General features: G+C 39.8%; 28 protein-coding genes and 1 tRNA gene. 9 read left to right on the forward strand and 20 right to left on the reverse strand.

Annotated elements, in window-relative coordinates; genetic code table 11:
- Window positions 1-157: 157 nt before the first annotated feature.
- The 6 genes from MB09_RS11275 to MB09_RS11300 form a co-directional block, all read right to left on the reverse strand.
- Entirely contained in the window at window positions 158-1,411 is a 1,254-nt protein-coding gene (locus MB09_RS11275) for a hemolysin family protein (RefSeq protein WP_045081024.1), read from the reverse strand.
- An 88-nt stretch (window positions 1,412-1,499) separates the two neighbouring features.
- Window positions 1,500-1,697, reverse strand: coding sequence for a hypothetical protein (locus MB09_RS11280; RefSeq protein WP_205618096.1), 198 nt, complete (start codon window positions 1,695-1,697; stop codon window positions 1,500-1,502).
- Entirely contained in the window at window positions 1,687-2,265 is a 579-nt protein-coding gene (lptC, locus tag MB09_RS11285; RefSeq protein WP_045081025.1) for an LPS export ABC transporter periplasmic protein LptC, read from the reverse strand. Before lptC ends, MB09_RS11280 begins: the two co-directional genes overlap by 11 nt.
- A gap of 2 nt (window positions 2,266-2,267) precedes the next feature.
- Complete coding sequence (locus tag MB09_RS11290; RefSeq protein WP_045081118.1) at window positions 2,268-3,632, reverse strand: tetratricopeptide repeat protein; 1,365 nt, start codon at window positions 3,630-3,632, stop codon at window positions 2,268-2,270.
- A 19-nt stretch (window positions 3,633-3,651) separates the two neighbouring features.
- Entirely contained in the window at window positions 3,652-4,890 is a 1,239-nt protein-coding gene (locus MB09_RS11295; protein ID WP_045081026.1) for a membrane protein, read from the reverse strand.
- Window positions 4,890-5,618, reverse strand: a complete 729-nt coding sequence (locus tag MB09_RS11300) for a type III pantothenate kinase (protein WP_045081027.1) — start codon at window positions 5,616-5,618, stop codon at window positions 4,890-4,892. Before MB09_RS11300 ends, MB09_RS11295 begins: the two co-directional genes overlap by 1 nt.
- A gap of 145 nt (window positions 5,619-5,763) precedes the next feature.
- On the opposite strand from MB09_RS11300, the gene MB09_RS11305 reads away from it, so the two are divergent.
- Window positions 5,764-5,836 (forward strand) — tRNA-Phe (locus tag MB09_RS11305).
- Window positions 5,837-5,889: 53 nt separating this feature from the next.
- Here MB09_RS11305 and MB09_RS11310 read toward each other — a convergent pair.
- From MB09_RS11310 to MB09_RS11350, 11 genes are all read right to left on the reverse strand, one after another.
- Window positions 5,890-6,801: a GYDIA family GHMP kinase gene (locus MB09_RS11310; RefSeq protein WP_045081028.1), complete on the reverse strand. Its 912-nt coding sequence runs from the start codon at window positions 6,799-6,801 to the stop codon at window positions 5,890-5,892.
- Between the two features lie 2 nt (window positions 6,802-6,803).
- On the reverse strand, window positions 6,804-8,117 hold the full coding sequence (locus MB09_RS11315) for a hydroxymethylglutaryl-CoA reductase, degradative (protein WP_045081029.1): 1,314 nt from the start codon (window positions 8,115-8,117) through the stop codon (window positions 6,804-6,806).
- A gap of 171 nt (window positions 8,118-8,288) precedes the next feature.
- On the reverse strand, window positions 8,289-8,420 hold the full coding sequence (locus MB09_RS15775) for a 30S ribosomal protein THX (RefSeq protein WP_076692428.1): 132 nt from the start codon (window positions 8,418-8,420) through the stop codon (window positions 8,289-8,291).
- Window positions 8,420-8,548: a hypothetical protein gene (locus MB09_RS16535; RefSeq protein WP_262987129.1), complete on the reverse strand. Its 129-nt coding sequence runs from the start codon at window positions 8,546-8,548 to the stop codon at window positions 8,420-8,422. The genes MB09_RS15775 and MB09_RS16535 overlap by 1 nt, the downstream gene beginning before the upstream one ends.
- 85 nt (window positions 8,549-8,633) lie before the next feature.
- Window positions 8,634-9,410, reverse strand: coding sequence for a tryptophan synthase subunit alpha (gene trpA / locus MB09_RS11320; protein ID WP_045081030.1), 777 nt, complete (start codon window positions 9,408-9,410; stop codon window positions 8,634-8,636).
- 45 nt (window positions 9,411-9,455) lie between these two features.
- On the reverse strand, window positions 9,456-10,673 hold the full coding sequence (trpB, locus tag MB09_RS11325; RefSeq protein ID WP_045081031.1) for a tryptophan synthase subunit beta: 1,218 nt from the start codon (window positions 10,671-10,673) through the stop codon (window positions 9,456-9,458).
- Window positions 10,670-11,314: a phosphoribosylanthranilate isomerase gene (locus MB09_RS11330; protein WP_045081032.1), complete on the reverse strand. Its 645-nt coding sequence runs from the start codon at window positions 11,312-11,314 to the stop codon at window positions 10,670-10,672. Before MB09_RS11330 ends, trpB begins: the two co-directional genes overlap by 4 nt.
- Window positions 11,311-12,093: an indole-3-glycerol phosphate synthase TrpC gene (trpC, locus tag MB09_RS11335; RefSeq protein ID WP_045081033.1), complete on the reverse strand. Its 783-nt coding sequence runs from the start codon at window positions 12,091-12,093 to the stop codon at window positions 11,311-11,313. Before trpC ends, MB09_RS11330 begins: the two co-directional genes overlap by 4 nt.
- 77 nt (window positions 12,094-12,170) lie before the next feature.
- Entirely contained in the window at window positions 12,171-13,163 is a 993-nt protein-coding gene (trpD, locus tag MB09_RS11340; RefSeq protein ID WP_045081034.1) for an anthranilate phosphoribosyltransferase, read from the reverse strand.
- A gap of 151 nt (window positions 13,164-13,314) precedes the next feature.
- Complete coding sequence (locus MB09_RS11345) at window positions 13,315-13,881, reverse strand: anthranilate synthase component II (protein ID WP_045081119.1); 567 nt, start codon at window positions 13,879-13,881, stop codon at window positions 13,315-13,317.
- 107 nt (window positions 13,882-13,988) lie between these two features.
- Window positions 13,989-15,386 carry an anthranilate synthase component I family protein gene (locus tag MB09_RS11350; RefSeq protein ID WP_045081035.1) on the reverse strand — a complete coding sequence of 466 codons (1,398 nt, stop codon included), beginning with the start codon at window positions 15,384-15,386 and terminating at the stop codon, window positions 13,989-13,991.
- Between the two features lie 298 nt (window positions 15,387-15,684).
- Between MB09_RS11350 and MB09_RS11355 the strand changes: the two genes are divergently transcribed.
- The 5 genes from MB09_RS11355 (at window position 15,685) to MB09_RS11375 (ending at window position 18,248) form a co-directional block, all read left to right on the forward strand.
- A complete protein-coding gene (locus MB09_RS11355) occupies window positions 15,685-16,230 on the forward strand; it encodes a TlpA disulfide reductase family protein (protein WP_045081036.1) in 546 nt (181 codons plus the stop codon).
- A gap of 11 nt (window positions 16,231-16,241) precedes the next feature.
- Entirely contained in the window at window positions 16,242-16,931 is a 690-nt protein-coding gene (locus tag MB09_RS11360) for a thioredoxin family protein (protein WP_052671361.1), read from the forward strand.
- A 99-nt stretch (window positions 16,932-17,030) separates the two neighbouring features.
- Complete coding sequence (locus MB09_RS11365) at window positions 17,031-17,342, forward strand: rhodanese-like domain-containing protein (protein ID WP_045081121.1); 312 nt, start codon at window positions 17,031-17,033, stop codon at window positions 17,340-17,342.
- Window positions 17,343-17,353: 11 nt separating this feature from the next.
- Window positions 17,354-17,752 (forward strand): rhodanese-like domain-containing protein, encoded by a 399-nt coding sequence (locus MB09_RS11370; RefSeq protein ID WP_045081037.1) that lies wholly within the window; start codon window positions 17,354-17,356, stop codon window positions 17,750-17,752.
- Between the two features lie 121 nt (window positions 17,753-17,873).
- A complete protein-coding gene (locus tag MB09_RS11375) occupies window positions 17,874-18,248 on the forward strand; it encodes a hypothetical protein (RefSeq protein WP_045081038.1) in 375 nt (124 codons plus the stop codon).
- 25 nt (window positions 18,249-18,273) lie between these two features.
- On the opposite strand, the gene MB09_RS11380 is transcribed toward MB09_RS11375, so the two are convergent.
- Window positions 18,274-18,768 (reverse strand): DinB family protein, encoded by a 495-nt coding sequence (locus MB09_RS11380; protein WP_045081039.1) that lies wholly within the window; start codon window positions 18,766-18,768, stop codon window positions 18,274-18,276.
- Window positions 18,769-18,916: 148 nt separating this feature from the next.
- On the opposite strand from MB09_RS11380, the gene ctlX reads away from it, so the two are divergent.
- Window positions 18,917-19,819, forward strand: a complete 903-nt coding sequence (gene ctlX / locus MB09_RS11385) for a citrulline utilization hydrolase CtlX (protein WP_084709104.1) — start codon at window positions 18,917-18,919, stop codon at window positions 19,817-19,819.
- Here the strand turns inward: ctlX and MB09_RS11390 are convergent.
- Entirely contained in the window at window positions 19,816-21,258 is a 1,443-nt protein-coding gene (locus MB09_RS11390; RefSeq protein ID WP_045081040.1) for an SDR family oxidoreductase, read from the reverse strand. The two genes, ctlX and MB09_RS11390, sit on opposite strands and share 4 nt — an antisense overlap.
- Before the next feature lie 125 nt (window positions 21,259-21,383).
- Here MB09_RS11390 and MB09_RS11395 point away from each other — a divergent pair, with 125 nt between their 5' ends.
- Entirely contained in the window at window positions 21,384-21,590 is a 207-nt protein-coding gene (locus tag MB09_RS11395) for a hypothetical protein (protein ID WP_045081041.1), read from the forward strand.
- A 3-nt stretch (window positions 21,591-21,593) separates the two neighbouring features.
- Here the strand turns inward: MB09_RS11395 and MB09_RS11400 are convergent, their stop codons facing one another.
- Window positions 21,594-22,226 carry a MarC family NAAT transporter gene (locus tag MB09_RS11400; RefSeq protein WP_045081042.1) on the reverse strand — a complete coding sequence of 211 codons (633 nt, stop codon included), beginning with the start codon at window positions 22,224-22,226 and terminating at the stop codon, window positions 21,594-21,596.
- Between the two features lie 148 nt (window positions 22,227-22,374).
- On the opposite strand from MB09_RS11400, the gene argS reads away from it, so the two are divergent.
- Window positions 22,375-24,162 (forward strand): arginine--tRNA ligase, encoded by a 1,788-nt coding sequence (gene argS / locus MB09_RS11405; RefSeq protein WP_045081043.1) that lies wholly within the window; start codon window positions 22,375-22,377, stop codon window positions 24,160-24,162.
- Window positions 24,163-24,307: the final 145 nt, after the last annotated feature.

The following is a 24,307-nucleotide window of genomic DNA, read 5'->3' on the forward strand; positions in this document are numbered from 1 at the left end:
ACACACGTGAAGACAAAGGGTTTGGTTGTAAATTCCTTTAATTGCCGAAATAGACAAAGTTTAAAGGATGTTTTTTTAGCTATTTAGGGGGCGAAAATACCATTTTCCTACCATTAATAAAAAAGTATATTGAAAAAAGTGTGGAATAATTGAAAATCTAATCTTCCGAAATGTTTTTTACTTCCACCAGCTCAATCTTGGTGCTTGAAACCTGCAGAATAGTAAAGACATAATCTTCAATTTCAACGGTTTCGCCCTGTTCCGGAATTTCTTCGGTATGGTTTACAATCAAACCTCCCAAGGTTTCGTAGTTTTCACTTTCCTCCAAATCCAGTTTATAGGTTTCGTTTAGGTAGTCAACCTCCAGCCGGGCGGAGAATTTATAATGGCCGTCGCCCAATTCTTCTTCAATAAGGGCGATGCTGTCGTGTTCGTCCTCAATATCGCCGAAAAGTTCTTCAATTATATCCTCCACCGTGATAATACCGCTGGTGCCACCGTATTCATCAATTACTACCGCTATGCTCTTTCGCTTTTTGCTCAGGATGCCCAACACGTCCTTGATGAGCATGGTTTCGGGAACAAAAACTACCGGCATCAACACTTTCTTGATGCTTGCTGGTTTTTTGAAAAGTTCAAAAGAATGCACATATCCCAGAATATCGTCTATATTCTCCTTATAAACAAGAATTTTGGAAAGGCCGGTTTCCGTAAAAATTTTGGCAAGTTCTTTTGGCGTGGTATTAATATCAACGGCTACCACTTCGGTCCTTGGTATCATGGCCTCGCGCGATTTTACTTCGGAAAAGTCCAGCGCGTTTTGAAAAATCTGAATCTCCGAATCCATTTCCTCCTTGGTTTCGGCAATCTCCATCTGTTCCGAAATATAATTTCCAAGTTCCAGTTTGCTGAAGGTCAATTGCACCGTATCGCCTTCCGATTTAAAAATCAACTTTAGGACCAAATCTGAAATCCAAATGATAAATTCGGAAATCAATGAAAAAAGAAAGTAGAAAAAATAGGCGGGCACGGCAAATATCTTCACTAAGCTATTGGCGTAAATCTGGAAGAAAACCTTTGGAAGAAACTCTGCCGTTAGCAAGATGATGAGGGTGGAAATTAAAGTCTGGATAAGCAGGCCCGAGAATCCGGCAATGGGAATAAACTCCATTAACAGGTCGCCCATAAAGAAACCATACACAACCAATGCGATGTTGTTGCCCACGAGCATGGTGGCGATAAATTTTGAAGGGCGCCTGGTTATTTTTTTAAGGATGCCGGCGAGAAAAGTGTTTTGTTTCTTCTCAATTTCAATATGGATCTTGTTTGAGGAAACGTATGCAATCTCCATGCCCGAAAAGAAGGCAGAGAGTATAAGCATGCTAATAATGATAAGTATGCTGGAATCCAATGCTTGGGTTAGGGTTTTGGGTTAAGGGTTATGAGTTAATAGTTATGGGTTCGGATGCTGAAATTTCAGGATGATTAATAACTTCCAACTAATTTTTATTTCGGTCTTCCATTTTCTTTCTAAAATTTCTTTTGAAAAAAAACATAAATATTGCGATAACAACAAAGAATAGAAATAGATAGGCCCGATAAGGCTGGCTTTGCCAGTTCATTACGGCTTCATAGGCAAAAAACGCGGCTATGATAAGATAGGCATATTCAAAAAAACGGTAAACTTTATTCAACATTTTCGGTTTTGGTTTTGTCCACTAATTGTACTCCTTGGTTTTTTCTGGATAGAAAGGTAGTGAAATCTTCACTGCTGTCAAACCCAACGGCTCCATCATTATAGGAACCGTCCTTAAATTTTATTTGATAGGGCTGGTCTGTAAAGACCCATTTGTTTTTTTGGTCCCAATAAAGCTGATTCGCTTTTAAAACCACACTGTCTGCGGTAATGACTATTACATTATCCCGCAGATCGACCAATCCCGTTTCATCAAACTGAATTGCATAGTCTGCGGTCACTGTGTTTTTCTTGCCGTCTTCATCCCAAAACCTAACTTCAATCCCTTTGGGAAACTCCTTGTAGGGAAATTCGAGATTTGAATAATCCAAAAGTTTTTCGGCCAAAAGATTTGTCACCAGTTTTCCTGAGTCGGTATATTTGAAGTTTATGTCCTTTCCTTCGGCAATAGGAGCTCCGTCTGAAAGGCTAAGTTTTTTTACGTTTTGGTAATTGCTTTCACATGCAAAAAGCGTGATGGCCAATACCAGGACCATCACGCTTTTTAGCATATTTATATAGGTGTACATTCTTATAAGTTAGGAACTCTTACGCTTCCTCCAACCCAACAGTTGAACTTAACGGTTTTTCCAGCCATGCCTTCAGAAAAGATATCGCTAGCTTGTGGGGCACGAGCTCTATAAGAACTTGCTGCGGCTTTTGCATTTCCTGCAATTGTACCGTCAACACGGGCTGCTTTATCCATCATATCTGCGGCTAACCAGTACATTGCTCTTTTTTCAAATACAGTTGTTCCACAGTTGTTGGCGCTATCGGCATACATAGAGCCAATTTTGTAATAAGCCATACCAGCAGATGGTTTTACTTCAAGCATTTTGTTGTAGTAATTTCTTGCCGTGCCATAGCTACCTTTTTTACGGTAGTTTTCAGCTATACTATAATAAATTGAGGCTTTTTTTCCTTTATCAGTTTGTAGATCTGCGGCTTGGTTAAAGTAGTCCAGAGCCGTACTTGCCTTTCCATCTTTTTCAGCAAGTTTCCCAAGATAATAAGCAGATTCTGCAGAAGGCTCAAGCTTGTGAAGTTCCTGTACCAATTTAAAGAACAATGGATCGTCGCAGTCTTTTGCGCTTAAACGGCCAGCTGCATTTTTCAACCAGTTTACGTCGGTTTTCTTAGATTCAAAATCCTTAGTATATAACGGAACTAGGTTAGGGCAGTCTGCCAATTGACCCAATTTGCCGTTTACACTTCCTTCCACCGTTGCGTAAACTCCAAGGTTGTTTTCATAAACATCCTTTGCGCGCTGTTCTTTATCGGTAAGCGCTGTACCCGCTTCTTCTTTATCCATTAAAGGAGTAAGTTTGGAAGCTAGACTGTTCTTCTCGGTATCAATTTTATCGATTACCACATCATAAAGATTAAAAATATCCTGAAGATCTTTTTGGCCCTCATTGTGCAGATCTACCGCCAATGAGAAGTAAGCGTATAGACTCTTTCCACTGGTGAAGTTTTCTGGATCTTTTTTGAACGCTTCGTCAAACGCCTTGAATTGCTCAGCTTTTGAACCAATGTTGTTATCATATTTTATCTGTGCAATGGTTGAAAGCACATCACCTTCCTTAGTTTGATCGGGAAAGTTCTGCAGTCTCAATTCCCAAGCCTCAATAAGATCATTTACCTTGGTCTTATCGCCTTTTTCTTCGATAAAATATTCGAACATTTTTACGCCATATTGATAAATAGCCAGATTGTAGTTCGGGCATTCCTTTATTAACTTTTCGTAATAAGGAAGTGCTGCTTCATAATTTTTAATTTTGGCCGGCTCTGTAAAATACGATAGAGTGATAGCGCAATCGTCAGGTGCCTGGGCAAAACTGTTTCCCGAGAAGGAAAGTAAGATAACGGTAAATAGTAAAATGAATCTAGTTTTCATGGTATTTAATGTATTGGTATTAATCATATAATCTTTTTTCGAACCAACGGTCGTTTAGAGAGAAACTAATGAATGTATTAAAAAAGTTTTCCTGAATCAATCCAAAGTCGGTGGTTCCGCGTCGGCCGATTTCAAATCCTAAATTTGCATTAGAGAATAATCGTCCTACGGGTAACCCTAGTCCAAAAGATATGCCAAACTCGTTTATGTCCTGTCCGTTCACGTTTAAGCCTGTTTGCTCAAACCTAGCTCCTGCGCGATAAACCACTCTTTTAAAGTAATTTCCAAAAGAATTATAGTTCGGAATATAATATCCTCCCAATCGAAACTTTGAGGCGTTTTCATAGGTTATATTATCAATATTAAAAGACCGATTGGTAAAGTTACTGGTTTTTTGATTGGTGTATTCTACGCCCAACGCCCAATGTTTCGGAGCGCCAATACCAGCGCCAACGGTAAATTGTGAGGGAAAGGTAAAATCGGTATCGGCTACTGTAATCTCTCTTTCATCCACGGTGAAAATTCCAACAGGAAGAATGGATACCGTAGCAATCCTTCTGTAATTTTCTGATGTAAAACTCGTGCCGGGCGTAAAGGTAACGGATCCGGTAAATTCTAGTTTTTCGGTAACCATGCGCTTGTACATAGCTCCAAAGTTAAAGCTGAAGCCCAAAATATCTGACCTGTTAAAAACCCGAGTGCCATACTGCAGGTTGTTCTTTTGGGTGGTTGCCGTATTTTCTATCTTTCCAAAGTTGTAATTGGCATCAACCCCCAAACTCAATTCAGGTGTTACTTGATAGCCAAGAGAAAGGTATGCTTTATTTAACCCGCCACTTCCTTCATATTGAGTAAGTCCGTCGGGTAATTCAGAATTAAAATCATAGCCTACTGCCGTATATGGAATTACTCCAAACCCCATCCCAAACTTGCCCATGGGAATGCCCATTGCAATATAATCCAAGGTAGTAGTGGAAGTATTTTGACTTGCAGTTTCGTTTTTCTGGGTTGAGGCTTTGTGGCTTCCGCCCACCGAAAAGTTGACCAAACGTAAACCTGAATACGAAGCGGGGTTTTGAAGATTCAGGTGAATACTATCTGAGAAAACCCCTAATCCTCCCATAGACCTGTTCTCAACCGTACCACGGAATTTTAATGTACCAATACCGTAATAGGAATATGGAGATGTGGTTCCTTCTTGGGCCACTGTTACACCTGCAATAAGTATAAATAAACCGACTAATATCTGTCTAAACATCAATGTTTGTTATATTCTAAAATATGGTTCAAGCCCTCCAATAAAAAATTTGAGTTGGCAAAGATGTCATTTTTTATGGTATCTCGCAAAAAATGTGCGTCTCCTCCTGTTAAAATAACTGTTAAATTCTCGTAATGATTTTTGTATGCTTTACTAAAACCATCTATTTCATACAAAATTCCATTAACGACTCCAGAATGTATAGAGGTTGCGGTGCTATTTCCGGTTAATGCTTTTGGATTGTTTGCTTCCAATAACGGTAATTTATCAGTAAACGTATGCAATGATTTATAGCGCATAGCCAGGCCGGGTGAAATAGCACCTCCCAAATATTCGTTTTCGGAGTTCAAAAAATCGTAGGTAATACACGTGCCGGCATCGATAACCAAAACATTAGTGTCTGGATATGTATGGGCTGCCGCACTTACTAACGCAATGCGGTCTATGCCCAAAGTCTTTGGGGTGCCATATTTATTCTTAAATGGAACCTTGGTTTCATGATCTAGCAAGAGAACATTGCCGAGCTGCTCCAGTTTTGAAAGTTGATGGTCAGAAAGATTGGCAACCGAGGAAACAATGCTATTGGTTATGGAGTTGAAATTTTCCGAAAATTCGGCAAGCGTGGGTAAAAAATCTGTCTTTACGCAGGTTTTTTTGTGTTTGAGAATTCCAGAATCAAACACAGCGAGCTTTACAAGTGTGTTCCCAACGTCAATTACAAGATTCATTTTTTTCAATAAGGCGATAAAAATACAACTACCCTAAGGAAGTAATTGTTAAGGCTCTATTAAATTGAGAAAAGATTATCTGTTTATTTTTTTAATTATTGTTTTGCAAAAACGAAAATAGCTTTATATTTGCCGTCTCAATAATGGTGCCTTAGCTCAGTTGGTAGAGCAACGGACTGAAAATCCGTGTGTCCCTAGTTCGATTCTTGGAGGCACCACATTTAATCCCCGAACGGTTTCTGTTTGGGGATTTTTGTTTTATAACCTTTTCTTAAGAAGTTGTTTTCAGAATCATCTCATCAAAAGGAATTACCGTTTTATACCCCTTTTTTCTGAAATAATCCATATCAGAAACATCGCCCGTAACCAAAACAAAATCGCCGCCCCAGGCGCCCAGACTTTTAATAGTTCCTGGAAAATCCTTAAAAAGTTTTGATTTTATCGTTTGAAGATTTATAATTTCTGAAATAGTTTCCTCGTGTGCATCCATCAAATTTTCAAAATCTGAAAGCGAATCACAAGCCAACAGCTTATTGCTGATGTCTGAAATTCTTTGAATGTCTTTTTCTTTCACCAAAGCATTTCTGTAATGCGCAATACCTTCTTTACTATCCTGCTTTTCATTCAAATGCACAAAAAATAAGGAATCTGAAAAGTTCCACGGCAGTTTTATTTTTTTGAACTGTGGTTTTCCGTGGTTCAATTGGTATAAAATAGAAGCGTCACTTCGCGCGGCGGCAATATCATACCCGCTTCCGCCAAAACTGTTGGCGAGCAAAGCGAAACCATCCACTTCTGCCCACTGCGCTATATTGTTTATCAAGGTTGAGGAGGTGCCCAGGCCCCAATTCAGCGGAAAGTCTAACTGGGTCTCAACTAAAATTCCATCACACTTTAGCAGAAAATCTGGATTCAGCTTTTTGGCCTCAATAAGTATTTTTGAAAGTGTTTTGGAAAGTTCACTCCGCTGGTTTTTACCTTCAAGAGTTTTTAAGTCGAAGAAACCCTCAAACCAAACCGCTCCATTTTCATCGAAGCTTTTCCAGTGAATTCCTTCTTTTTCTGAAACGGTAACTTCCAAAGACTGCCCGTATTTTGTGGGAATGGCCAAAGCGATGGCACCATCCAGCACCACGTACTCGCCAGTGAGCAATAATTTTCCGTTGCTATGGAATTTCTGCATAACTACATTCTAAAGTTTTCCAAAAAAGAAACAACTGCGCTATGTGAAACTGCATTCTCTTTAAAATAATTTAAAGCCTCATTTTTTTCTTCTTTTGTAGCGTGCAACTGGTTCAAAATATTCATCAGGTGCATTTTCATATGGCCTTTCTGAATCCCGGTAGTAACTAATGATCGCACAGCAGCAAAGTTTTGAGCAAGCCCTGCAACGGCCATAATCTTCATCAACTCCTTGGCATTTGGTTTCTGGAGGATTTCAAAAGCCAGTTTTGTCAATGGGTGGAGTGATGTCAATCCGCCAACAGTTCCAACGGCCAATGGCAATTCAATCCAAAAAGTGAAAACATCATCCTCAATTTTTGCGTGCGTCAAACTGCCGTAATAGCTGTTTCGGGCGGCATAGGCGTGAACCCCCGCTTCCACCGCGCGGAAGTCATTTCCCGTTGCCAAAACAACCGCGTCAACCCCGTTCATAATGCCTTTATTATGAGTCACTGCGCGGCGGCTTTCGGTTTTTGCGATGTCAATGGCACGGACAAATTTCTCAGCAAACTGCTTTCCATCGTAATGTTTGGTAGTCAATTCCTCTACTTTACAGCTTACTTCGGCACGCACCAAACATTCGGGAACGTAGTTTGAAAGGATACTCATCACCACTTCGGGATAAGTTTCCTTTTGCTGAAAAGGTTCAAAATGCTTCGCTTCCTCCTCAAACGTATGTGCCATTTGCTCCAAACAACTGTTTATAAAATTGGCGCCCATGGCGTCCAGCGTTTCAAAAGTTGCGTGAATGTAAAAATAGCCATCGAGAATATGCGATTTATCTACTAAAGAAAGCTCCAAAAGACCGCCGCCACGGGCTTTCATATTTTTTTCGATGGATTGGATGCTTTTGCGAAGTTTCGGTTTTACTGCTTCAAAAAATGCTTCGATACTTTTTTCACTTCCGTAGAAATTGAAATGGATTTGACCATTTTTTTCAGTGGAAAACACTTCAGCCTTAAATCCGCCGCGTTCAAGCCAAAATTTTGCGGCATTGCTGGCGGCTGCAACCACCGAGCTTTCCTCGGTAACCATCGGTAATGCGAAGAGTTTTCCGTTGATTAAAAAGTTGGGCGCAATGCCAAAGGGCAAGTAATAGTTGGAGAGTGTATTTTCTATAAAATCGTCGTGAAGCTGCTGTAGTTGGGCGTCTTCATTCCAATACTTTTTTAGGATTTGCACGGCATCAGGATTGTTTTGCAGATAATTTTCTGCAAGCCAATCAATCTTTTCCTGCTTGGTTTTTTTTGAAAATCCAGAAACGGGTTGGTTCATTTACGTAAATATCATTTGGTTGCAAAGATAGTGAAGCCTCCTAGCCCTTGCAGGGGGAATTCCTAAAAAAATTGTTTTATTGACGATTATTGGCATTAAAAAAGGTTTTTAAGAACTAAAATCTGTTCTCAAAAACCTTTTTATTCAACTTAAAACGAAAATCAATCTATTTTAAGTTTCTTTAATTTGGGCGTCCTTGGTTGGTTTTGGGCGCACGTTAAATTTTTTTCGTTTCGGCCTTAATTTGCCGAAACTGCCAATACTAATCTTGCCCCGTTTTGTTTTTTTGTCACCTTTGCCCATTACTTCTTATTTTGTTGTTTTTTGATGGTTTTCTCATCTATGTCAAACTCATTGGTTTGCTTATTTGTCTTTCCCGTTGGGTTTGTGGGATGTTTTTGTTCTGTCTTTCTTTCAAATTTCTTTTCCATAATAGTTCTATTTTTCGTTTTTAATTGAACCTCTAAAATAGAAAAACCAAATCACAAATTCCCTTAAACCCTTGCTAAAGAATGGTTAAACCTTGCGGATAGCGCTTATAAATGCTGAAATTCCTGCTATTCCTTTTGCCGAAAGCATTTTTATAAAGGCACTGCCAATGATTGCCCCTTTGGCATGTTTTGTTGCTTGCTGAAATGTTTCCGAATTATTTATGCCAAAACCAATAATCTGTGGATTTTTAAGTGAAAGCGAAGCAATCCTTTTAAAATAATTTTCCTGTTCCTCTCCAAAACCAGAGGAGCTTCCGGTAACACTCGCGCTGCTCACCATATAAATAAAGCCTTCGGAAGCTGCGTCAATCTGCCGGATGCGTTCTTCGGAAGTCTGGGGCGTTATCAAAAAAATATTTATAAGGTTGTATTTTCTGAAAATTTCGGCATAATGTTCCTCATATTCCGCCAAAGGAAGATCGGGAAGAATCAAGCCGTCAATACCAATTTCAGCACATTTTTTACAGAAATTTTCCACCCCGAATTGGAGCACGGGATTGAAATATCCCATCAAAATCAAGGGAATGGAAACCGTTTTTCGGATGTCTTTCAATTGCCGAAAAAGCAAATCGGTAGTCATGCCATTTTTTAAAGCCGTTTGCGAACTGGCTTGAATGGTAGGTCCATCCGCCAAAGGGTCGCTAAAAGGCAACCCGATTTCTACCATATCCACGCCGTTTTTTTCCAATTGCTGAAGTATTTCCACCGTGTCGTCCAATTTTGGATAACCTGCGGTGAAGTAGATGGAAAGCAGTTTGGCAGGTAGGTTGTTTTCTGAAAGTTTACTTTGAATTCTGTTCATAATATAGAAATAGCTCACAGGTTTTTGAAACCTGTGAGGTCTTAATTACAGGTTGAAATATTTAATGTACGTATCCAAATCTTTATCCCCGCGTCCGCTCAAATTCACTACAACCACATCATCTTTTTTGAATTTTCTGGTTTCAAAAATTGCCAGAGCATGGCTGCTTTCAATGGCAGGAATAATGCCTTCAAGTTTGCAAAGTTCAAGTCCTGCCTTCATCGCTTCTTTATCAGTTATCGAAATAAACTCACCGCGGCCACTGGCAAAAAGATGGGCGTGCATAGGCCCCACGCCGGGATAATCCAAACCTGCCGAAATAGAGTAGGGCTCGGTGATTTGTCCGTCCGCGGTTTGCATCAACAAGGTTTTACTGCCGTGGATAATCCCCACTTTTCCCAAAACCGAGGTTGCGGCGCTTTCTCCACTGTCAATTCCTTTTCCGGCGGCTTCCACGGCGATTATTCCAACTTCCGGTTCGTTCAAATAATGATAAAAAGCACCTGCGGCATTACTGCCGCCACCCACGCAGGCTACGACAAAGTCTGGGTTTTCGCGTCCTTCTTTTTCACGGAGCTGCATTTTTATTTCTTCTGAAATCACGCTTTGAAACCGCGCCACCATATCGGGGTACGGATGCGGACCAACCACGCTGCCGATAATATAATGTGTGTCCAAAGGATTGTTTATCCAATCGCGGATGGCTTCGTTTGTGGCGTCTTTCAGGGTTTTACTGCCGCTTGTTGCGGGAACCACTTTCGCGCCCAGCATTTTCATTCGGGCTACGTTTGGCGCTTGGCGTTTTATGTCGATTTCGCCCATAAAAACGATGCATTCCAATCCCATCAAAGCACAAACCGTGGCGGTGGCTACGCCGTGTTGGCCCGCGCCAGTTTCCGCAATGATTCGTGTTTTGCCCAACCGTTTAGCCATTAAAATCTGGCCGATGGTGTTGTTCACTTTGTGCGCCCCCGTGTGGCAGAGGTCTTCGCGTTTTAAATAAATTTTAGTACTGTATTTTTCCGAAAGACGCTTTGCAAAATACAGTGGAGTAGGTCGCCCCACATAATCTTTCAGCAATTGTCGGAATTCCTTTTGAAAAGATTCCTCGGCCATAATTTTTAAATAATTCTGCCGAAGTTCCTCCACGTTTGGGTACAACATTTCGGGAATATACGCGCCGCCAAAATCGCCGTAGTACCCCTTTTCGTTTACGTTATAATTCCGAGACACAGCCGAAGGAATCTGTTTGTTTAATTTCATAAGTTTCTGTTTATACCTACAAGGTTTTTGAAACCTTGCAGGAGAACTGCATCCTTTAAACCAGGTGCAGTTTCAAATTTGCTGTTCACATCAATTGCGTGAATGGGAAGGTCTGTTTTTAGTATTTCTCTCAATGGATCAACTTCTTCCAAACCAATTCCACCACTAAGAATAAAAGGCTTTTTCGATGGATAATTTTTTAAAATTTCCCAATTAAAAGTATAACCGTTTCCGCCTTTTTCTTTTCCTTTTGTGTCAAAAAGAAATGCATCCACTTTATTTTCAAAAATTTTTATTTCGCTGAAATCGAATTCTTCGTCAACGCTAAAAGCCTTCCACACCAGCACATCGGGATAAAGCAAGGTGAGATAGCCCTGTAAGTCGAGGATATATTCTTTTGTTTCATTGCCATGAAGTTGGATTACATCCAAAGAATATTTTTTGCACAAATCAATCACTTTTGAAATCTTTTCATCCACAAAAACCCCAACCTTTTTAATTCCGGGCGATAGCGAAGGAATCTCCCCCTCAAAATAACGCGGACTTTTTTCGTAAAAGATAAAACCCAAATAATCGGGCTGAAGCGCGGCGACTTCGGCAATGTTGTGTTTCATTCCGCAAATCTTTAAAAGTGGTTTCATCTCAAATTTTGAATAAATTGTTTGGCCGTTTCGCCGGGATTTTCGGTTTTCATAAAATTTTCACCAATCAAAAATCCTTCAAAACCGTAAGTTCTCAACTCTTTTATGGTTTCCACATCGCTGATTCCGCTTTCGGAAATTTTCACGAAATCGGCCGGAATTTCTTCGGACAGTTTTTTGCTGATGTCGATATTTACCTTGAAATTTTTAAGGTTTCGATTGTTTACGCCAATCATATCCACATTCGGCAATAATGATTTTTGAAGTTCTTCGGAATTGTGAACTTCCAATAAAACATCAAGTTTTAAGCTTTTTGCCAAAAACGAAAACTGTTTCAATTCTTCCGCCGAAAGACAAGCCGCAATCAACAAAATTGCATCGGCACCGTAAGCTTTTGCCTCGTAAATTTGATAGGGATCGATGATAAATTCCTTCCGAAGAATGGGGATGGAAACCGTTTTTTCAGCAACCAAAAGATCATCGAGCGAACCGCCAAAAAAGTTGGAATCCGTTAAAACCGAAATTCCCTTTGCGCCCGCAAGTTCGTAGCCTGAAACAACTTCGGGCAACAAAACCTTGTCGTTGATCACCGATTTGCTGGGCGAACGGCGCTTGTGCTCGGCGATAATTCCCGTTGTTGAAATGCGCAACGCTTCCGCCAATGATTTGGTTTCCTTTGCAAAAAGTGGAAATTTCTCCAACAAACGAGTTGGGATTGCTTCTTTTTTGGCTGCAACCTCTTTAAGTTTATAAGCAATTATGTTATCTAAAATTGTCATTTTTGAGTATTGAGTATTGAGTATTGAGTATTGAGTATTGAGTCGTGGTTCGTGTTTCTTGGTTCTTGATTCTTGATTCAATCGGATATTTGCTGTAATTTCTTTAATGAATTCAGGGCTTTTCCAGATTTTAAAGATTCTTTCGCCTTTTCAAAACCATCTTTAATTGAACAATTTTGAACTACTGAAATCGCCATTGCGGCATTTGCGCAGACCACATTATTTTGCGCTTCGGTGCCATTTCCGTTTAAAATATCCAAAAATATTTCAGCGGAATCTTTTACCGTTTCGCCACCAAAAATTTCTGATTCCTCAATTTGTTTCACACCGAAATTCTCAGCAGTCAAAATATTTTCTGAATTTTTTGAAATAACCTTTACGGGCCCGGTCAACGAAATTTCATCATAGCCATCCATCGCGTGCAAAACGGCGTAATTTTTTTCGCTTTTTTGATAGAGATAGCCGTACATCCGTGCCAATTCCAAATCGAAAACGCCGACCAATTGGTTTTTTGGAAAGGCTGGATTCACCATCGGCCCGAGCATATTAAAAAAAGTTTTTACGCCCAATTCCTTGCGGATTGGTGCCACATTTTTCATTGCAGGGTGGAAGAGTGGTGCGTGCAAAACGCAGATTCCCGCTTCGTCCAAACTACGCTTTAAAAAATCCTTTTCATTACTGAATTTAATGCCCAAAGCTTCCATCACATTGCTGCTACCACTAACGGATGAAACCCCATAATTGCCATGTTTTGTAACTTTTACTCCCGCGCCAGCCGTAACAAATGAAGCCAACGTTGAAATATTAAACGTATTCTTTCCATCGCCGCCCGTTCCGCATAAATCAATGGTGTTGTATTCGTGGAAATCCACCGCCAAACATAAATCCAACAAAGCATCACGAAAACCTTCCAGCTCTTCCAAACTCACATTCCGCATCATATAAACCGTTAAAAAAGCGGCTATCTGACTTTGATTGTATTTTCCTTCAGAAATATTTACCAAAACGGATCGAGCCTCGTCTTTGTTGAGTTGTTCGTGGTTTATTAATCTGTTTAAAATCTGTTTCATATCATGCCCGCGAAGGCGGGTATCTTTTGTTTTTAATTCATCTTCTATTTGAGTCGATGAGTCGATAAGTTTATGTGTTTATAAGTTTAAAAGTTTATCGGTTTAGTTGCAATTCTGCAAACTTTGACTGAATACTGTATACTTTTTCAAATCAGCTTTCAATCCAATTTTTAATAATCTGTTTCCCCATAGGTGTCAGTACACTTTCGGGATGAAATTGTACGCCGCAAACATCATAAAGTTTGTGGCGAAGGGACATAATCTGCCCATTCTCATCGACTGAAGTGATTTCCAAAACCTCGGGAAATCCTTCTTTTGAAACCACCCAACTGTGGTAACGACCTATTTCAAATTCCTTTTCAATTCCTTTGAAAAGTGGTTCGTTTTCGGAAGTAATAATTGCTTTTGTAGCAACGCCGTGAAAAACTTTGCTCAAATTTTCCAACTTTCCACCGAAAACTTCACCAATTGCTTGTTGACCCAAGCACACGCCAAAAATTGGTTTTGATGTTGCATATTTTTGAATTACTTCTTTCAGCAAACCCGCTTCATCGGGAATTCCTGGGCCGGGAGAAAGTAGAATTTTATCGTAATTTTCTACTTCTTCCAAATAGAATTTATCGTTTCGTTTTACGGTTACCTCGCAATCCAATTCCTCTAAATAGTGGACCAGATTATAAACAAAACTGTCGTAGCTGTCGATGACTAATATTTTAATCCTCTTCCCCAGCCCTTCCCCCTGGGGGAAGGGAGCCTGATTTTTAATTTTATTTATTTCTTCTTTCATGAATTATTATTTTTTGCTCCCCTTTGGGGCTGGGGGACTTATATGTTTTCCGCCAATTCCAGTGCTTTTGTCAAAGCCCCCAATTTGTTATAAACTTCCTGTAATTCGTTTTCCTCATTGCTTTCCGAAACCACGCCCGCGCCAGCTTGATAATGCAATGTATGGTTTTTGCTCACAAAAGACCGAATGATAATAGCGTGGTTAAAATTGCCGCTGAAATCCATAAACCCGATGGCTCCGCCGTAAAATTCTCGACTTCGGTTTTCATATTTTTCCAGCAATTGCAGCGCTTTATGTTTTGGTGCGCCGCTCAAAGTTCCGGCGGGAAAAGTGTCCGCAACAATCTGCATCGTTGATGTTTCGGGGTTTTGCGTTGCCGTAACTTTGCTAACCAAATGGATTACGTGCGAAAAAAACTGGACTTCACGATAGGTTTCCACTTTTACGTTCGTGCCGTGCCGACTTAAATCGTTTCGCGCCAAATCGACTAACATCACGTGTTCGCTGTTTTCCTTTTTGTCCTCGGAAAGTTTTTTGGCGAGCTCGGCGTCCTGTTCATCATTTCCTGTACGTTTAAAAGTTCCTGCGATGGGGTGAATTTCAGCCGCATTTTCTTTTACGACCAACTGCGCTTCGGGCGAACTGCCGAAGATTTTAAAATTTCCGTAATCGAAATAGAAAAGATAAGGCGAGGGATTAACGCTGCGCAAAGCCCTGTAAACATTGAATTCATCGCCCGTGAATTTTTGTGAAAATCGTTTACTGGGCACAATTTGGAACACATCACCGCGCTGGCAATGCTCTTTACATATTCGAACTAATGCTTTAAAATCTTCATCGTTTAAGTTTGTGGTTCGCTCACCGTTTCTTTTAAAAGGATATTCGGCAAAACTTTTGGACTTTAAAATCTGCTCAATCTGCGGAATATTATTTTCAGCTTCAAAAGTGTGCGCAAAAATGTATGCTTCGTTATTGAAATGATTTATCGCGATTATGTTTTGGTAAACCGCATAAAACAAATCGGGCATTTCAAGATTTACCTCTTTTTTTTGAAGCTCAATATCCTCAAAATAGCGCACCGCATCAAAAGCCATAAAACCGAAAAGACCGTTGTTGATGAATTTAAATTTACTTTCTTCCGAAGAAAAAGAGGAGGCAAATTCGTCTAAAATAGTTGGAACATTCGTTTTTTCTGAAATTTCAATTGTGGTGCTTTTTCCATCCGGAAAATGCTGAAAAATGGTTTCGTTTTCCACTTTTATGGAAGCAATTGGATTAAAGCAGATATAGCTGAAACTATTGTCGTTAGCGTGATAGTCGCTGCTTTCCAGCAAAAGGCTGTTCGGAAATTTATCGCGCAACCGCAAATACACCGAAACCGGCGTTAGCGTGTCTGCCAACAGTTTTTTTGAATATGTTTTTAAATTGTATTTCATTTCGTCAAAATATGTGAATAAAAAAAGGCTTGTCGTGATTGACAAGCCTTTTCGTATATTTTATACTATAGGTGTTCCGCTCACGAGATTTTCCGTAAGTTTTTCCACCACCAAGTATTTTGTGTAAATGTGTTCATTGTTTCGGGTTCAAATATAGAATTTTTTTTGGAAGACAGTTTTCTTTTATTGCAAAATTTAAGAATTCAAGTTTGAAATGAAACTTTTCGCCAAAACTTGAGTCTATTAATCTTACGTTAATGATTTGTTCTAATTGTAACACTTTCAATATTTTTAGCAAATGAAATTACTTCCGCTTATACTTTTTGTTTTGATGTTTCAAGGCTGTTTGGATAAAAAATCTGAAACAACTTCTGAACTTGCAATGAAAGAAAATGTTTCAATTAATAAAGAAGATTTCAATTCAAAAAAAGTTGTTTCCCTAAATTTTGAAGCACTTGAACGGCAATATCTTCAAAAGAAAAACGATTCAATTTATGTTATTAACTTTTGGGCTACATGGTGCAAACCCTGTATAAAAGAGCTTCCAGCTTTTGAAAAATTGGCTTCGGACTATTCCAATAAAAATGTGAAACTGTTGTTGGTCAGCCTTGATTTTCCGGACAAATTGGAGAGCCAAGTAATTCCTTTTATTAAAAAGAACAACATACAATCTGAAGTGGTGTTATTGGATGATTCTGACGCCAATAGTTGGATTCCAAAGGTTTCACCGCAATGGAGTGGTGCCATTCCCGCAACGGTTATTTATAAAAAAGACATTCGAAAATTTTACGAGCAATCTTTTACTTTTGAAGAACTTGAAACTGAATTAAAAACATTTCTATAAAAATTTGAATTATGAAAACTATATTTTCGAGCATATCATTTGCAGCCCTTTTATTAATCGCTTTTAGCAGCTGCAAAAATGAATCAACAGATAAAAGCGAGGAGTTTGCCATCAACGAAATTGTCCAGCCCGAATTCACGGAAATTAACTCCGAAACCGAAACGAAAGGATATACTATCGGTGATGAAGCTACCGATTTTAAACTGAAGGACGTAAACGGAAAAATGGTTTCGCTTTCCGATTATAAGGATGCCAAAGGTTTTATCGTGATTTTTACGTGCAATACATGCCCGTATGCGGTTGCTAGTGAAGAAAGAATGGTTGCCTTGGACAAGGAATTTAAATCAAAAGGCTATCCTGTGATAGCAATTAACCCAAACAATCCGGAGGTTCAGCCAGATGATACGTTTGAACTTATGCAGGAAAAAGCCAAGGAAGCTGGATTTACTTTTCCGTATTTATATGACGAAAGCCAAACGATCTATGCAAAATACGGAGCCACAAAAACACCGCACGTTTATCTGCTTCAAAAGGAAGGCGGTAAAAATATTGTAAAATACATTGGTGCCATTGATGATAACGTTCGCAATGCTGCTGAAGTAAAGGAAAGATTTTTGGCGAATGCCGTAAATGAGCTTTTGGAAGGAAAAGAAGTTTCCGTAAAGGAAACAAAAGCTATAGGCTGTTCCGTTAAGCAATAGAACTCTAAAAAAATATTCTTTAAAAACCAAAACGTTTTGTTTCTGGTTTTTTTAATTTTAAACGTTTCACATTTATTATTTTTACTGAAAATTTTTAAAATGGCAGATTTGACACAACAACAGTGGAGCGAGCAGTTGGAAAAGGACGAGAATTCGGTGATTTTGGACGTGCGTACCGATGCTGAATTTGAGGAAGGCTATATTCCGGGAGCTATCCAAATAGATATTTACAACGGAGCTGAATTTCTTCAACAGGCAAGACAGCTTGACCCGCAAAAAAATTATTATGTGTATTGCCGTTCCGGTGGCAGAAGCGGACAAGCGTGTATGTTGCTCAATTCCATAGGTATTAAAAATGCCTTCAATCTTAAAGGCGGGATTATGGAATGGGAAGGTGAAACTATTAATTAAAATCTCAAAAAATGAAAAAGATATCAATACTTCTGCTTCTTTGCGGCGCCATTTTTTTTACGGCGTGCAAAGAGAAAACGATAGCACAGGAAGTACGTGTGCTAACTCCACAGGAATTTAAGGATTCAATTGATAACAATCCTGAAATCCAACTATTGGATGTGCGTACTCCCGAGGAGTTTGCCGAAGGACATCTTGTAGATGCTGAAAATATTAATGTGATGGAATCAGAATTTCTAACCAAAGTTGAAAAGTTAGACCCCGAAAAGCCAGTGTATCTATATTGTAGAAGCGGAAGAAGAAGTGCCAAGGCATCTGCCCTTTTAAAAGAAGCCGGTTTTAAGGAAATTTATGACTTGCAGGGCGGTTTTTTGGAATGGGAAAGTAATGGTTATAAAGCTGAAAACTAGCTTTTAGTCTTAATTTTTTTAACGTAATCCAAAAGCACAAGTTAAACTGACGCTAAAGTCTTATTTTTTAAAATCTATAAAGGCATACGCTTCGTATCTTCAATACACAAATTGATATGTTATGGAAGATAGAGATGAAATAATTCGAGAGAAAATGCAAAGGCTGATATCCAAAAGCTGTCAATTTGATAAACGTCCGAACGAGCAATTTCGCGATTTCCATAAAGCGTTTCTCAATTTCTTCTTCAGTTCAGTAGATGTAGATGTGAACTATGAAAACAAATTGATTTCTATCTGGAATTCCAAACCATTGACTACCGATCCGGTTAGGCTTTATGATTTAAACAAAGCAATTTCAGATAGGGTAGGCTACAACGATTTAGAGGAAACATTAATCGGTTGTCTTGAAGATGGTCAGCTTCAGCATAATTTTTATAGAAAAATGCTTCTCGAATATGGCGATTCCGTTAAAGATGGGGATATGCTGAGTGCTTGAAAATATTCTAGAATAACTAAAGAGTTTACCCATTCTGCTCATCTGCCGAAGGCCCATAACTTCCCGGCACCGGAATATTCAGCAATCTATAATAAACGCCCAGCTGCGCGCGGTGGTGGGTTACTTGGTTTAGCCCGTGCCTGATGGCGCCGTACTTGCTCCATTCCATAATTTTTTCACCGTTCATCCGAATGCTCCAGTTCAGTTTTAAATCTGCTTCTTTTGCGTTTTCCAAAGCTTGCATCCCGGCTTTGTGCTGTTTTTCCAACTGTTGCAACAAATCTTCTTTAGTGCCCATTTTCTCGGGATTATAGCCATCAGCAAAATCCAAATAATCGGTATTCAAAATAACCTGCGGCCAGCCAAAAATATCCACAATGTGCGTTGCTAAGTCCATAAGCTTCATACTTTTGGTATGCGGGGCATAATCGTTTTTGTCCTTTGGAAAATTATCCAGGAATTTTTTGGTGGTGTTGTACTCTTCGGTAAGTTCGTCCTTTAAATTTTTTAACGTATCCATAATTTTTGAATGTTTCGGTTAATAAAAACGTAATTCTACTTTGTACATCTAATTTACTATTTAAAAGCATTTTTTCAACAGGAAATTCCTGTAAATTTGCAGCCTAAAATTCCCTCAATTGGCAAAACAGATCACAGATACCATCGTAATGATTCGCCCGGTCGCGTTCCGTATGAACGAGCAGACGGCGGTCAATAATTTTTTTCAGGAAGACATCGCCCTTAAAAATGCTGAAATAAATACCAAAGCCCAGGCAGAGTTTGATGCCTTTGTGCAGAAATTGCGAGGTGTTGGCGTACATGTGATTGTAGAGAATGACGATTTGAGAATGGACACCCCTGATTCCATTTTCCCTAACAACTGGATCAGTTTTCACGAAAACGGCGACATTGGTCTCTACCCAATGTTTGCTGAAAACCGCCGTCGCGAAAGACGTGAGGAGGTTTTGATCCGTTTGGAAAATGAAGGTTTTAAGATCAATAATATTTACGATTACACCCCTGCGGAAGATGAAGGATTTTTTCTTGAAGGTACGGGAAGTCTGTTGCTCGACAGGGTAAATCATAAAGCGTATTGCGCGCTTTCACCACGTGCTGATGAAGAATTGCTTATTGAATTTTGCGAGGATTTTGAATATCTGCCCGTAATCTTCACTGCAAACCAAACCGTTGATGGCAAGCGGGTGCCCATTTACCACACCAATGTAATGATGTGCCTTGCCGAAGAATTTTGTGTTATCTGTTTGGACAGTATAGATGATGCCAAGGAAAAGAAAAATGTGGTGCAGCATTTGAAGACGGACGGGAAGGAGATTATCTCAATTACCGAAGCCCAAATGCATCATTTTGCGGGCAATATGCTCCAAGTACAGGGACGCGACAAAAAATATTTAGTAATGAGTGCGGCGGCGCATAGTAGTTTGACCCAAAATCAAATTGCGGCAATTGAGAAACATTGTGAAATCTTGAGCAGCGACCTTACCACCATTGAAACCTGTGGCGGTGGAAGTGCCCGCTGTATGATGGCCGAAGTATTTCTGCCCAAGGCCTAATTGGGTTGGGAAACGTAATCGCCTTCAGCAATCTTTTTTATCATTCCTCCGAAAATAAAATAGTGGAAGGGTAACATTAAGTACCAATACAAACGGCCCCATAAACCTTTTGGCCGAAAAGTTGCGGTCTGTATCAATTCGTTGTTTTCATTTATGCAGAATTCCAGCCACGCCTCTCCGGGAAGTTTCATTTCGGCAAAAAGTAGGAGTCTTTTACTTTCTCTATCGGCGTAGAGCACCCGCCAAAAATCGAGCGCATCACCCGTATATATTTGGTCGGGATGGGTTCTTCCACGCCTAAGGCCCACGCCACCCACCAAGCGGTCCATAAAGCCTCTGATTTTCCAGAGCGAATTGGCATAATACCAACCGTGCGAGCCACCAATAGCCCAAATGTTGTTCAGTGCCCTTTCGGGATTGGTAACCTCAAGCTTTTTTTCATCTTTAAGGCAACCGTATTTGGGCACTTGTATATATTCCTTCAAATTTGAAATCCTGCCCGCTACCAAGGAATCTTTCCAACTCGAGATAACAAGATTCTGCTCAATCTTTACAAAGGCTTTTTTAATGGCTTCCTCATATGAAATGGGCTGGATGTCTAAAATTTCCTGTAAGTCGTTATCTCTTGCTACAACTTCCATTTTCATACTGTCCACAAGATTTACAGCGAGTTTATATGAAGTTGAGGTTACAAAGTAAAGCCAATACGAAGAAAGCCGTGGCGACATAACAGGAACCGAAATTATCCAAAGTTTTAGGCCACGAATTTTGGAATATTTCATCAACATTTCCTTATATGTCAAAACATCGGGACCGCCGATATCGAAGGATTTGTCAAAACATTTTTCATTGTCCAAAACCCGCGATAGAAACGCAATCACGTCGCGAATGGCAATGGGTTGAATTTTAGTCTTTAACCATTTTGGAGCGATCATTATTGGCAGTTTTTCACACAAATCCCGAATAATTTCAAAAGAAGAACTGCCGCTACCAACAACAATTCCGGCGCGAAGCACGGTTAGATGATAGTTGCCCTTGTATAAAATTTCCTCTACCTTTTTTCGGGAAGAAAGGTGTTTTGAAAGTTCGTCCTGATTTATAATACCACTTAAATAGATGACCTGTTTCACAGTAGTGGAAGCCATGTATTTATTGAAGTTTTCGGCTGAGCGGGCTTCAACTTCATCAAAATTTTTGGTGGAGCCGCTCATCGAGTGTATTAAATAATAAGCGGCATCAATATCTTTTGGGAATGATTCGGTGTTTACTTCTTCGGCAAAATCCACCTCCACGACGGTTATCTTTTTTGTTGTTTCGGGATCGAGCGGTAATCTATTTTTATCCCGAACGGCACAAATTATTTCGTGTCCGTTTTGCAAAAGTTCGGGAAGTAATCGCATACCAATGTATCCATTGGCGCCTGTGAGTAGAATTTTCAATTTAAAATATTTTGTTTAAAGATAATTTTTAATAATTAAACATTAGTTAAAAACCCGTTAAGTTATAGTTTGCCTTATTTTCCAAAACGGTATCTTTAAATCTTCAACCAAATAATCCAAAAACCATGAAAATCTTAAAAATCGTATTGCTAATTGTAGGGGTTGTTTTGATAATCTTCGGACTTTACAATGCTTTTGTGCCGCAACAGGTTTTGGATATAGGCCCTTTGGAAGTTAATGCTAAGGAAGGATTGACCAACCAAACGCTAGGGATGATCGGCATTGGGGTTTTGGCACTTATAGCCGGAGCATTGCTTAAAAACCGCCGCTAATTTTTAAGGGTTTATTGTTTTTAGAATAGAAATCACGGCAGCGCTGATGTATTCCACACCTATTGAAATTACAATAAAACCCACAATCCGCGAAATGGCATTGATTCCCGAAGCACCCAAAAATTTGCTGATGTAATGTGAACTTCTCAAAATGATAAACGTCGCCAATCCAACTGCAAAAACGGCCATTACAATCCAAATTATCTCTACTGTTTTTTGATACTGCTGATTAAAAGTTATTAGTAACGAAATGGAGCCAGGACCAGCAAGCATAGGTATTGCCAGCGGAGTGAGCGAAAACTTTTCGCGTTTGTCCAAATCCTTTTGAACCCTTTTGTTCTTCATTCCTTTGTGCTTTGAAAAAGTTCCCGTCAACAGCGCAAAGCCAGAGGTTACTATTATCATCCCGCCCGCAATACGCAATGCATTCAAACTTATTCCGAAAAAAGCCAAAAGATACGTTCCGGCGAAAAAGGAAATAATTAATATTACCACCACGTTTATCGTGGTCAAAAGTGAAGTTTTGTTGCGTTCCTGAGTGCTTTCATCGCTCGTCAACCCTACAAATACGGGCACCGTTCCCAATGGGTTTATTACCGAAAAAAGAGCAGCAAACACGTATAAAAAAATATCCATATTTTTTTCGGCAAAGGACGTTTGGTTTTTCTATTTGAAGATTACCAAAACTTTAAATTAAAGTTATATGATGGCTTCGGAAAATTCAGAAAATAGAATACAGAATTAAGAATTCAAAAAAAGTATCTTTGCACTTTAAAATTTCAGTATGACATTTCAGCAAACATTGGAAACCCAAATTAAAGCCGCAGTGGAAAACCTGTATGGTGCAAAACTTGAATCGGTAGAATTACAGCCCACCCGCAAGGATTTTGAGGGCGACATCACCGCAGTGGTTTTTCCAATGTTGCGCGTAGTAAAGGGAAATCCCGTGCAGATTGGGCAGGCCATTGGCAGCTATTTGGTTGAAAATGTTTCGGAAATTGAAAAATTCAACGTCGTCCAAGGCTTCTTGAATATTGTCCTGAGCGATTTGTATTATTTAAATTTTTTCAATTCCGTGAAAGATTTTGCTTCCTTCGGAAAAGTTCCGCAGGGAAAGGAAGCATTAATGGTGGAATATTCTTCACCGAACACCAACAAGCCTCTGCACTTGGGACACGTTAGAAATGTATTGCTCGGCTATTCGGTTGCTGAAATTGAAAAAGCTGCCGGAAAAAAAGTGTACAAAACCCAGATTATCAACGACCGTGGCATCCATATTTGTAAAAGTATGCTGGCGTGGGAAAAATTCGGAAATGGGGAAACACCGAATTCGACTGATTTGAAAGGGGATAAGCTGGTTGGGAATTATTACGTAAAATTCGACAAGGAATACAAAAAGCAGATTGAAGCCCTAAAAGCCGAAGGGAAGACCGAGGAAGAAGCGAAGGCACAGGCCCCACTAATTCTTGAGGCACAGGAAATGCTCCGTAAATGGGAAGCCGGCGATGAAGAGACCGTAGCGCTTTGGAACAAAATGAACGGCTGGGTCTATAAAGGCTTTGGGGAAACCTATAAAGCCATTGGCGTAGATTTCGATTTTTATTATTACGAAAGCGACACCTATCTTTTGGGGAAAGATATTATTGAGGAAGGCATAAAAAAAGATGTATTTTTTATGAAGGATGATGGTTCCGTTTGGTGCGATTTAACCGAGGAGGGACTGGATGAAAAACTTGTGCTGCGTAGCGACGGCACCGCGGTTTATATGACGCAGGACATCGGCACTGCCGTACAGCGGGTGAAAGACCACCCAGATGTGGGCGGAATGATCTATACCGTGGGCAACGAACAGGATTACCACTTTAAAGTGCTGTTTTTAATTTTGAAAAAACTCGGTTACAGTTGGGCTGAAAATCTGTTCCATTTAAGTTACGGAATGGTGGACCTGCCTTCGGGGAAAATGAAAAGCCGTGAGGGAACAGTGGTTGACGCTGATGATTTGATTGCGCAAATGACCGATACTGCGCGAACCATTTCAGAAGAACTGGGGAAGATTGACGATTTTTCAGAAGAAGAAAAGGAAGCGCTTTACCGAATGATCGGTTTGGGCGCGCTAAAATATTACATACTAAAGGTAGATCCAAAAAAACGGATTCTTTTCAACCCTGAGGAAAGCGTGGATTTTCAGGGAAATACGGGACCCTTTATACAATATACCTACGCGCGGATTCAGTCTATTCTACGAAAAGCTGGAGAGGTCTCTCTCGAAGCCTCAGGAGCACTCGACCTGACATCTGTCGAAATGCATCCAAAGGAAAAAGAGCTCATAAAAATTATCCAGCAGTTCCCTGAAACCATTCAGTTGGCGGCGGAGAATTACAGTCCGGCTTTGATTGCAAACTATACATACGATTTGGTAAAGGAATTCAACAGTTTTTACCAAAATGTTCCAATTCTCGCAACGGACAATGAAACAGAAAAAATCTTCCGCGTAAAACTCTCACAAGCAGTGGGGGAAATTATTAAAAGTGCCTTTACCCTTTTGGGGATCGAGGTTCCAGATCGGATGTAATTAAAGCGTCTTTGCGTTTTTGCCAGAAAATTTAAAGAAGCAAAGACGCAAAGATTTGTGAAAATTCAAAACTCACACTTCAAACCTCACGCCTCACACCTCACGCCTCACACCTCACACCTAACACCTCATACCTGGTCACTCG

The sequence above is a fragment of the Aequorivita vladivostokensis genome (genome assembly GCF_000952855.1).
In the GTDB taxonomy this organism is placed as follows: Bacteria; Bacteroidota; Bacteroidia; order Flavobacteriales; family Flavobacteriaceae; genus Aequorivita; species Aequorivita vladivostokensis.